The sequence below is a fragment of the Vibrio aestuarianus genome (assembly GCF_012395185.1).
Lineage (GTDB): Bacteria > Pseudomonadota > Gammaproteobacteria > Enterobacterales > Vibrionaceae > Vibrio > Vibrio aestuarianus.
The window spans coordinates 1-11,117 of record NZ_JAAZTU010000058.1; the positions used below are offsets into that span (position 1 = coordinate 1).

At 32.4% G+C, this 11,117-nt stretch carries 8 protein-coding genes; 1 reads left to right on the plus strand and 7 read right to left on the minus strand.

Annotated elements, in window-relative coordinates; all coding sequences use genetic code 11:
* Positions 1-112: 112 nt before the first annotated feature.
* On the plus strand, positions 113-748 hold the full coding sequence (locus HGG78_RS17845) for a hypothetical protein (protein WP_172533695.1): 636 nt from the start codon (positions 113-115) through the stop codon (positions 746-748).
* Between the two features lie 57 nt (positions 749-805).
* Here HGG78_RS17845 and HGG78_RS17850 read toward each other — a convergent pair whose 3' ends face one another.
* From HGG78_RS17850 to HGG78_RS17880, 7 genes are all read right to left on the minus strand, one after another.
* Positions 806-1,408 carry a hypothetical protein gene (locus HGG78_RS17850; RefSeq protein ID WP_172533696.1) on the minus strand — a complete coding sequence of 201 codons (603 nt, stop codon included), beginning with the start codon at positions 1,406-1,408 and terminating at the stop codon, positions 806-808.
* A 116-nt stretch (positions 1,409-1,524) separates the two neighbouring features.
* Positions 1,525-2,589: a hypothetical protein gene (locus HGG78_RS17855; protein ID WP_172533697.1), complete on the minus strand. Its 1,065-nt coding sequence runs from the start codon at positions 2,587-2,589 to the stop codon at positions 1,525-1,527.
* A gap of 150 nt (positions 2,590-2,739) precedes the next feature.
* Positions 2,740-5,325, minus strand: coding sequence for a hypothetical protein (locus tag HGG78_RS17860; protein WP_172533698.1), 2,586 nt, complete (start codon positions 5,323-5,325; stop codon positions 2,740-2,742).
* Positions 5,326-5,445: 120 nt separating this feature from the next.
* A complete protein-coding gene (locus HGG78_RS17865; protein ID WP_172533699.1) occupies positions 5,446-8,316 on the minus strand; it encodes a hypothetical protein in 2,871 nt (956 codons plus the stop codon).
* A gap of 249 nt (positions 8,317-8,565) precedes the next feature.
* On the minus strand, positions 8,566-9,645 hold the full coding sequence (locus HGG78_RS17870) for a hypothetical protein (RefSeq protein WP_172533700.1): 1,080 nt from the start codon (positions 9,643-9,645) through the stop codon (positions 8,566-8,568).
* A 340-nt stretch (positions 9,646-9,985) separates the two neighbouring features.
* Entirely contained in the window at positions 9,986-10,294 is a 309-nt protein-coding gene (locus HGG78_RS17875; RefSeq protein ID WP_075497990.1) for a hypothetical protein, read from the minus strand.
* A gap of 18 nt (positions 10,295-10,312) precedes the next feature.
* Positions 10,313-11,056, minus strand: a complete 744-nt coding sequence (locus HGG78_RS17880) for a ParA family protein (RefSeq protein ID WP_172533701.1) — start codon at positions 11,054-11,056, stop codon at positions 10,313-10,315.
* Positions 11,057-11,117 lie beyond the last annotated feature (61 nt).

Here is an 11,117-nt window from a genome sequence, read left to right on the forward strand (position 1 = left end):
TATAGTTGTGTGGGTATATTAAAAAAAAGGAGAATTACTTATGTATGAGTTTTATATAATTAATAACTATTATAATTAATATGGTAATTACGATTTAGCAATGATTCTTGAGATGGATATAGATGAACTGGTAGAAAAAACATTTAATCTGAGTAAGTGCAACTATGAACTAGATGTAGCAATTAGAAATTATAAAAAATCTAAGTCTAAAAAAAATGCTGAGATAGTAAAATCTTCAAATACTGAATCGAAAATCGTAGCTAAAGAATTTGAAGAGTTGTTTGAACAATCGGTTCATATCAGCAACTATTCAAACGCCATTGCAGATCCTAACTTGATTGAGAAGTTGACTGATGAACTTGGGAAAGTGGTTGTTGCTAATAGAGTTTATGGTGAATCGCTGAGATTTGTTTTTGATGAAATTAGTGATGATAAAGACAAAATCAAGAAGGTCGACAAGGAACTTAAAGCATTGAACTTAAGCTATGCTCACGCTAAATATTTGGTTGAAGCTGTTACCAAAGAAGACGTTCAAAGCTTTCGTAAAATCAGTAACAGAATTGAAAAGGATTTTACTTCACTTCCAATGATTCACGATATATCAACACTCGAACAAGCATTGTTAAGCTGTTTAAGAAGTGGAAAATATATAATAGATTCACATTACGATTTCAAACGTGTTCACCTACGTTTTGATTATCCTGAAATTTACTTAATTAAATTTGCAGTAGCAAAAGCTCTTAAGTAATTTTTAATCAGAAACATAAAAAACCGCCTAGTGCGGTTTTTTATTGCGAAGCATAAATTATTTTTTTGACGGTTTTGGTGATGGTGCATAAGTATAAGGTTTAAATTCAGTCTTCTTGAATTTTGAAACGTCAAAATTATGTTCTGGTGGTAGAGTTTTTATTGCATTAGAATGTTTTCTAAATAAATCACCTGCTGTAATGTTTAATTTCTTTGCTTCTTCTTTAACTTTACCAGCAAAAGCCTTGTTATAAACAACTGCGTAATTATTATCTTCTTCTTGAAGAACTACATCTTTATCAGCTAAAAGCTCTTTGCAAAAATCAGGAGCTTCTTCTTTAAGAGTGATAGTATCAACTAAATAATAATTTTTTTTAGGTGGTGTGCCAGATTTAGATTTGGATTTTTTACCAAAAGTTTTTGATAAATTGGTTTCATCTTCACTACTGACTAAAGATGAATTTTCAATAACCCAAGGTATAATTGATGCTAAAATATCTTCTTTAAGTTCATCATCTTTTTCATCTTTTACGACTTTTAAAGTTTCTTCAACTTTTTCTTCACGTTCTAGCTTTGCTTTGAACGCAGCAACATCTTGGGCTAGTTTTGCTTTTTGTTCCGCTTCAAATTTTTTGATGCGTTGGTCTTGGTCAGTAGACATAATCTTTACCTTAATTGATTTGTTATCATAAGTAATCTAAGACATAAGAAACTTTGTGTCAAATATTCTAGAAAGATTTTTAGAAAGCCAACACATATGTATGTTGGCTTTTATGTTTACATTGATAATTTTGAATTTCTCTTTCGACTTCGGTTTGGTTTAGATGATTCAGGTGAAGGTTGTGAATCTTCTTCAAGAGAACGCAGAAGTTCATTTCTTTTGTCATCTCTGTCTAAAACGAGTTTTGAAGGTTTATTGAGTTCATTCATTTCAAGCTCAAAATCTTGAGCTATAATATGTTCAAAATCTGGATTTTCATCTTCAAACGTCAAATCACAATCGTCAAATTCAAGCATTTGGTCAATATCAGAATTAGGATTAGGAGCAGGTAAAGAAGGAACTTCAACACGCTTCTTACCTAAGAAGGGCAGTTGTGGAAAGTCAGGTTCTTCATCATCGTCATAACTAGATGATAAAAGTTCTAACGCCAACATCTCTTCATCATCGTCAGGAGACACAGCATTCTGCTGTGTAGATTTATTTTCTGATTGAACCTTGTCATTCTTTACATCTTCACTTTGGTCATCGAGTTCTTCACCAAGCTTAAAAGAATTTCGGTTCTTAACTTCATCAATAATCATCAGTAATTCTTTGCGATTAGGGCAACTCCTAGCAACCTTAAGCGTATCAATATCAAAGCCTTGTTCATCGACTGATTTGATCAAACCTTGTTTGAAATTATCCATAAACTCAGGGTTATCAACGGGAATGTCAGTGATAGGGTGTTTACAGGTCGAAAGACTATCAGAAATGACTTGAACTGATGGATTAAATCCACAGTCTACACCTTTGTTTCTTCCTATAAGCGACTTTCTAACAGTGAAAGCCAACTCACCTTCGAGATAATATTTGTTTTTCTTCTTATCGTATTTCGAAAAGATACCTTCATGAATTTCAGCAAGAAATTCTTTTCGAGTTTTCGACTTCTTGATCGTTTCGTCTATCTCTTCAATCGGTTTTTTTAATGCTTCTTTTGTATCGGGAAACATTGAGTTAATAAAATCAAAATCAAACATATTATCAATCATCGGTGATTGAATGGTTGGTGTGCCAAATTTCAATGATTCATTATCAATTACATCATCAAAATCAGCATCTATAATTTCTTTTTCTTCTAGCATAATACTCTCCTTGTTTTGTATCGCTATTATCATTACTTACATATATTCAAAAAAAATAAAGAGCAACGAAGATTTAGGAGAGAAAACCTTTTTAGATAAACGAAAAAAAAGAAGAACTATATAAATAATTCTTCTTCAATTTTTACGGTTTTACTTAGAAAGTGAAGCTTTCTGATTTTCAGCCCAACTATCAATACGGGCGTTTATCATTTTTGGTAACATCCTAAGCAGTAAAATCAAGGCTAAAAACTCAAATAGCAATATAATAATGTTCATTACTTGAGTGGCAAAATCACCATCAATTTTTATTAGAATATCATTAATGTATTGAAATATAATTATAAGAGAGAAGCTTAAAATTACAGGTGAAAGTATTTGTAAAATGAAATTCATCATTAATGAATGTAGATCAATAACTAACTCATCATAAACAGATTCTATACCATCCATACCCCTTGAAAACCCATTTAGGAAGAATAAGTTAAATGCTATCGTTTGGTCGATAATGAACGTATAACTTCTTATCAATGAATATTTGAAAAACGTCAAAGGGAGCATCAAAACAAGATAGTAGAAAAGAAAACCTATTCCTATACTTACGCTTCCAAGCCAGCTTAAAAATTTAACTGCTTCAAGTCCAAAATACTGAAGGATTGCAGTCGTCATCAACATAGCTGTTGCACCTTCGGAACTGTAGTAAGGGCTTGTTTTGAAAAAATTATCGTAAGCTGAAGGGGCTAGAATCGCTGTAGCTGTTCCAATTGCCGCACCATATTTCTTAAGCTTATCAGAACTCATTTTGAATGCTTTCCCCTTCTTCTTGTTAAATGACATAAGAGTTGCACCAGTTTTAAAACTTACGCCCCACTGAAGGAATCCAGTTCCAATATCGATCAATTCATCTGTAGCCGAATTACATTTATAGCCGTTTCTCTGTTGATCGAATGCGTTGATACACGAAGTAAATCTGTGAATTGGAGTCATAAAATCAGAACCTGCCACAGTGTTGATGATAGTGCCAAAATCAGGCTCAGGCATTTTACTTAGATCAATGGTTTGAAGAACATGAAGAACTTCAAAATCTTGCTTTGCGATGTTCTTAGTGAAATTTATAGAAAAGAGAGCATCTTTATCTAAAGTTAGATCACGATAACCAACACCTTTCACTGGTGTTTGTGTGTGAAGTCTACGTTTCATCACATCACCTGATATATCAACATAGCTTGAAACTACATCGTTAATTGCATTTACAGGAGTAGAAATTAGACCAAGATTTTTGTTAGTTTTTACATAAGCTTTTTCAACAATTTGAATCGCTTCAGCACAGGCGAAGTATCCCCCAGATGAACATGTTGTTTTTGCATTCGCTTTAATCTCATCAAAACTAAGTTCAAACACAGATTGACCGAATGGCATAGCGTTAAAGTCATTTAACTCACCTTGACCATTGAGAATCTTTTCTGAATCAAAAAACGGACTTTCATAATGTTTGACTAAAAAATTATGACTCGCACATTGAGCCGCAATATCAAGGTATGCAGTCATCACAATCATGTCAGCCCCAGACAAATCATAAGTGTAAATCCCAGAACAATATTGTCTGTAATCTCCATCAAATACATATTTTTCATCGTTGATGTTTTGTGCGTCTGCTAGATCACTAGAAAGTTGTTTATCCGTTAAAACTTCGGTGCTTGCTATGTTTTGAGCGACAAGATAGCTATGTTCGAAAAGAGACTGATAGAAATCCTGAATCATCTCTTTTTCATTTAACGTTTCATCAATTGTTTCTGATTTGTGATTCAAAATCACATTGCTCATATTTGAAATTATGGTTTCTGAACCGCCCATTTCAAATCTTGCTGTATACTTACCATCTTTAAAACTAACGTTCAGTTTCGTATCTAAAACGTCTTGATGAGATTCAACATTCTTGAGGAAAACATGAGAAACTTCTAGGTAGTTATCCTTTAGAACCTTTGGTTCTGGTAGCTTTATCGAATGAATACCAATGTATCCATCATTGAAGTAATCAATCCAGCTTTCCCCAGCTCCGACAATTGTTGCAAATACTGTTTGTAAGACAAATCTATAATTATTAACAGTTTCTGTTCTTCCTGAATCATTCTCATATTCATGTGAGTTTAATGGCGAAGCTATGAACAACACGAATAGCATAGCAAGAACTCTACTTTTAGTTCCTTTTGAAGGACCATCAGGACTTAATGATTCTAATAAGAAAAAGACACAGAAAATCAAAACGATTATCGGCACATAATCTAATAGAATTTGATCGAGCGATTGCGCCAAGGCTGCAAGCTGCATTGGACTGTCTAATGACACGTAAGACGGATAAACTTCGCTTGATACACTAGGGAAAATAGAATGCACAATCCTGGTCAGTGGGGCGTGAAGACTCTCTGAGATAAGAGCATTCACAGCTTCAGACTGATAAGAAAAGATCAGAGTAGATACAATAGATAATAAAAAAAAGAATTTTTTGTTGGAATGAACATCAGTTAAAACTTTCTGTGTTGAGCTTGGAACACTTACGGTTGCTTCATTATCATTGCTAATGTTTTTCTTTAAATTTAATTCTAAAGTTTTTTTCTTTAAATTTGTTTTTGAAATATAATTTAATTTTTTTATTTTAAATTTTTTAAGTTTATTTTTTATGTTTCTCGATTTGTTTTTTCTGATTTGTCTTTCTATCGACTTTTTGTCATTTCTTCTCATGGTGTTAATTCCTTTGTGATAATATTTTAATATCACGAATCAACATTATTTCAATTTAGATATATTAAAGTGTAAAAAAAAGACCGTTGAAACAGTCTTTTTATTTTAATGATAATGGTTTTATTCTTTGTCTTTTTGTTTGTGTTTTGCAACCTTCTTTAAAGTTTCATTTAATAGTAATGTTTTTGCGACAAGTTTTTGCTGGTCGTTTCTATTAACAAACTCTTCAAGATTGTTAAAGCCACCCTTGATTGCTGAATCAACTAAAGGTTTAACTTCAACCAAGATTTTTTTGAATGATATGTAGACTAATGCAAAAGTAATTATAAATGTCAGAATTACTTGCAATAAAGGTCCGATAAGACCAAGAATCATTGAACTTGTGTCAGAATCAAAATTTGTATAACTTGAAATAGTCGGCATAAATTTCATGATCAAGGCTCTCATTAAGTTATTAGTAAAAAGAGCAATTGATAATGTAAGCATGAATAAATATGGATAAACAGTTGCGTTAAAACAATAGAGAATGAACTTTTTTCCTTGCTCTGAATCTTTCCAAGTCCATAGAAATGCTGAGTAGGCAAGCATAATGAAGAAAGGCAGAACATAGATATACAGAACTAAGAACACTAATGAAAATACTAAGAATAATTTTTCATACTTGAATTGAAAATCAATTATTGTTGCAGATATTGCAGCGACAACACTTGAACCTATCATCAAATTTCCAGTTTCGTTTATAGCTGAACCTATACCGTTACCAACACTTTTTAAGTGGGATTTTTTCTTTTTCTTCTTACCTTGTTTGTAAGTTGAATTTTCTGAAGATTGTTTAGTTGATGCTTGAATCATCATACCACTTCCTTTAAGACCAAACCCAAGACCAAACCCAAGAGCAGAACCAACTTTTAGATCAGAACTCAATCTCTGCATTTCAGGCGCACCCTGAAAATCTTTTTGCTTTTCAGCACACGTTTCATCATCAGAACAAGTGATTTTACTCACTGAATTAAAAACGTTCGTCATTGAATCAAGACCCGTTTTGAAGAGAGTTTCAGCATTTCTCACTGACACTAAATCCTTTTTATCAACGTTGAAACGACTTGAATCTGTAGCAATTTCGATAGCGTGAGAACTGTAATTACTTGGAGCTGTGCTTTGAGATAAATTAGTCTGTTCAAACAAAGGCGTTAAGAAATAGTTGATGTATCCTGACTTGTAAGAGTATAAATCTGATTCAACATCATTATCACCAGAGGCATAATTCGGTAACGCTTTAGCGTAACTAATATCAAGAACATCATTTAACTCAGAATACATCGAAAGGTAGCCATTCGTTTGAGTGTTGATGTAGTGAAAAAGCTCACTTTGATAGAAATATCCTTTGTTGTGAATATAAGCAACATCATCTTGAAAGCTGTAGATACTATCTACAATCTGAATGAATAAATCATCAACTTCAGCATACCCAGAGATTAGTTCTTCTGCCGATTCTGAAACTAAAGGATTCGTTTGATTCACTAACCTAAAGATGTTCGTGTCAATTTCTTGTTTGTTACTATTATCATAAATTTTCTTTGAAGTGGTTGATGCTGAAAGTGTTCCATTATCTTTATCAAAATTAACACATGAATATTGGCTCATGAATGATGTAGTATCGAAATCTTCTAAGTCGTTGATTGTCTCTTTTACTAAATCAGCTTCAGTGATACAGATAGTTTCATTGATGTTTTCGTAAATAGCATCAGTTTTAGACAAAAATGATTGTAAATTGCTCGAATCAAAATCAATATATTCTTGTTCTCCAGCCAGATAATCAGTATCTTTCCCGGCATCATAACCAAGTTCCACAGAACCGATAACCAGACCTTTCTTGTATTCAACTAAGTAAATTAAAGCTAGATACATCAATCTAAGCTTTGCATTTTCAGTCATCATATACTTATCTTTGTAAGCATTTTCAATCTCACTCCAAGATGTATTTAACGTTTTGTTTTTTATTGCAGAATGAACAATGCTATTGAATTTTACGTCTTCCATGATGCTAAAAACCGCTGATGAGATTTTTTTATTCGCTGCTGTGATTTGTCCACAGTTTGCAAAATTTACACTATGAATCAACCCGAATTTGTTAATGGTGTAAGAGATTTTTTTGTTGGTTCGTTCATCGTAAAACTTCACGTATGGAACATTTTTTTCATAGTAAAAATCAACAACATCTTGTTGAGAAGTAAGTTTGTTATAAATGTATTCTTCACCTTCTTTTGTTTCTATCACTTCATAAGATAAATCAATGCCATTTTGACGGCGTTCAAGCGTTCTTTTTTGGTTGTTACTAAGACATACTCCAATTTTTATTAGTGCTTCATCATCCTTCAACGCTTCGTTTTTACTATAGCTATTTATCTGAGATTTCCTTTGATTCCCTTCTGATATTAACAATGTTTCAGTTGTCGTAAATAGAACTTGTCCTAGTGCATTCATCGCACTTCCCATGTTAACCAGAAAACCATTTGATGAAGTAACAAAGTAAGTAAATGCTGTAGCAATGGTGAACATTGATAAGTTAAACCAAATCTTGTGAGGCTTACCTTCTTCAGAGCGTTTCATTGTTTTGTATAATGATATGGGAACAATGATTAAAGCTGCATACATTAGAAATGATAAAAGAGTTTCTGCAACACGCATTTTGAGATTGTGGATTTTTTCTAAATTCTTTTGAACATTTATTGCATTGTTGTTTAGTCGATTTGATTCATCCTCTGTGAGATATTCACCACTACTATAATATGATTTGTTTTCTGGGTCTTTGATGTGAAGGTTTGTTTCAGTTAAAAACTTATTTTTATCTTTGCAAGATTTATAAGTAATGTTTATCTCTGAGGCTTTATCAACGCAAGCATCATTCGTATGTTCAAAACATCCTGATAAGCTTAAAAGCAAGATCGGTGTAATTATTAGTTTTAGTATGTTTCCCTTGTTTATTCTCATTGTTATATTCCTTTTGTTAACTACAGGAATATCACAATTTAGATATAATAAAAGAAGGAGAGCGGATATATTTTTTAAATGAATTAAATTTTCTTTTAGTATAAAGAAAAAACCACATCAAATGATGTGGAAAAACTTTTTTATTTAAGGAATAGTAATATGCTTACTTAATTATATTTATCATGTATAAAATTTAAATCAAGAGTGTTCTACTAATTTATTGTTTATCTATTATATAAATTAAACCCTTTACCAGTTACAAGCACTTTCAGCATTGGATTGTGAAATTGAACTTGATAAAGTTATGTTGCCTGAACGAACGCCATAACAAAAACTGCTATTTTTATTCGGAAAAGTTGTTACTTGAGGAAAGAATGTTTCACTATCATTATTTGTTATAATTGTTCCAGATTGTAATCTGTAAAATTTAGAAATATCACTTATATTTGTATAACTAATATCTATGTCTGCGAATGTAAGCCTTGATACATCAAGCTCTGTTGCATTCATTGCACCCATTACATTTACGTTGAGAGGAACATTGTTGTAATTTCTTAAACTACTCAAATCAAAAGAAGTTATGTTACTCATTCCCCTCAAAATTACAGAATCACCAAGAACATAAGTAAGGTTAGACAAATCAATACTTTCTAGAAATGGATGGTCAACAACTATGTCATCGTAGACCCATTGAATGTATGGCAAGTTAAATTCAGGATTTACAGATCCTTCTCCTTCACCCTCATCAGGAAGAGTAGGTTCAAGAGGCTCACCTTCAAGGTTTTCTTCTCCTTCTCCTGTTGAAAATATATCTATGTAAATCGAATCAAGATAGTAAGCTGGCACATCATCGTCAGAGCTTATTAAAGAACGTATAATAGAATTATTGATTGAACACGAATTTTCCCAATACAATAATCCTGTCCCAGTTCCATCGTGTGCCGCTGTTAACCACTCATTCGCAAGATAATCACAAGTGTTATTTCTAAAGATTGTAACTGTATTGCTTAAGCCCTTTGTTGCTAGAAGAGTAAAATTATCATCATCAGAACAAGCCAGATTATTATAATAAGTCCACGTTCCTGAACTTTCATCACCTTCAAGCTCAACATCACAACCTTCATCACTGATCAACACATCAGAATAGATTAATTCAGCGTTAGTAACAGAGTATGTTCCAGTAACGATTTGTTGAGTTACGTCTAAAGTTGCGTCTGTTTCTGATTCTGTATATAAGCCTTGGGGCGGTATAACGATAGCAACAAATTCTGCTTGAGCTTGGATTGTGAAAAGTGTTGATAAGAGTATTGCTGATTTGCATAAATTCATTTTTTAATTCCTTTTAATATTAAGTGTCCTTAATATATTTCTACCATTTTGTTTCAGATAGTAAAGAGACAGGGTTTTACAAATGATTCTATGTTTTTTTGATGAAGGGGTTTTATCTTTAAATTTATAGATTTCTTAAAGTATTATAATGTTAATGTTTCTTTAAATATATCTGTATAGGTATAATTATTAAATTGATTTTTTATGCTTCGCAAAGAAAAGACACTTTCTGAAAAGTGCCTTTTTTAGTTTCTGAATGATTTAGTCATACTATCGCCTTGCGTTGATTGTTCAGTTTGAAGAAGACAAAGATTTATCTTCTACAAACTCGAACTTAGTTTTAAACCTGTTCACGTTGTTTCTTCTCCTTTATCTTTAGGTCTCTATCTGTCTTTTCGATTAGAGCTTGAATAATATAATCACGATAACAACCTTTCGCATCACCTGAAGCTTTTAGTGAATAAAAATCAGCTAGAAGTGTCTCTGGAATATCAGTAAGAAGTTTATTGTTACCTTTTGTTCGTGATCTATCACGTTCGATTTTGATAGGTTCTATGTTGTCATTTTCTACTAATGCTGCACCTTCTGAAGCCTTGTCTATATCTTCAAGCATTTCAAATAGTTCTATATCTAATTTTTTCTTAGTCATTTTCTTTTTCCTTATGCGTTATGCGTTAATAATTGATTTGATTTCGTCTGCAAGTGCGTAAATTTCACTTACTGATTGATTGAGTGTTGGTGCAACGAATTTTTTTAGAGTAATAGTTTTACCGTTGGCTTTATCAGTATCCATTTTCTGTTGTTCTTGAGCTTGTTTTGCTCGTATCGACTGAACACGCTTCAATTCATACTCAGGAATCGTTAAACCTTCTGAAGTAGCGGTTTCAAGCAATCCTTTCTTAAAGCTAATGGTAGAGTTAAGACGCACTAGGTTAGGGCATTTGCTCGTTAAATTATCAAATTCAGATAGTGATGTTTTTGCGTGATGCACACGGTTTACAAGAACATAAGCTTTTATAGGTTTGTTTGTTTTTTCACTGATAGAAGTAAGCGTTGCATTAACGTTTCTCAGCGTTGCCATTTCTTTAATTGAATCATTTATTGGTGTGATGATGGTTGTTGCTACGCTCATTGCAGCCATAGTTAAAGCACTTTCATAACCGCCACAGTCGATGATTATTTTCTTATCAGCATGCTTTTCAATTGCTTGTTTGAACTGTTCAATTGATGTGATATTTAGAAAATTAATTTTTCTATACCCATTCGCTGAACGTAATGCATTCGTTAATTCATACGTCCCGTAGGGGTCAAGATTCATTAAAAAATCTCGTTCTAGGGGAAACATTAATTGCTCACAAGTCGTTGATTTACCTGAACCGCCTTTGATTGATGCTACTGTTACTATATCCATTTTGATTCCTCATTGTGTTACATTTCGTTTATATAGTTAATGTTATCAGGACCTTTAAAGG

Coding starts and splice junctions, on each gene's coding strand:
- HGG78_RS17875 (WP_075497990.1), bottom strand. CDS start 10,294: ATGACTAAGAAAAAATTAGATATAGAACTATTTGAAATGCTTGAAGAT.
- HGG78_RS17880 (WP_172533701.1), bottom strand. CDS start 11,056: ATGGATATAGTAACAGTAGCATCAATCAAAGGCGGTTCAGGTAAATCA.
- HGG78_RS17850 (WP_172533696.1), bottom strand. CDS start 1,408: ATGTCTACTGACCAAGACCAACGCATCAAAAAATTTGAAGCGGAACAA.
- HGG78_RS17855 (WP_172533697.1), bottom strand. CDS start 2,589: ATGCTAGAAGAAAAAGAAATTATAGATGCTGATTTTGATGATGTAATT.
- HGG78_RS17865 (WP_172533699.1), bottom strand. CDS start 8,316: ATGAGAATAAACAAGGGAAACATACTAAAACTAATAATTACACCGATC.
- HGG78_RS17870 (WP_172533700.1), bottom strand. CDS start 9,645: ATGAATTTATGCAAATCAGCAATACTCTTATCAACACTTTTCACAATC.
- HGG78_RS17845 (WP_172533695.1), top strand. CDS start 113: ATGGATATAGATGAACTGGTAGAAAAAACATTTAATCTGAGTAAGTGC.
- HGG78_RS17860 (WP_172533698.1), bottom strand. CDS start 5,325: ATGAGAAGAAATGACAAAAAGTCGATAGAAAGACAAATCAGAAAAAAC.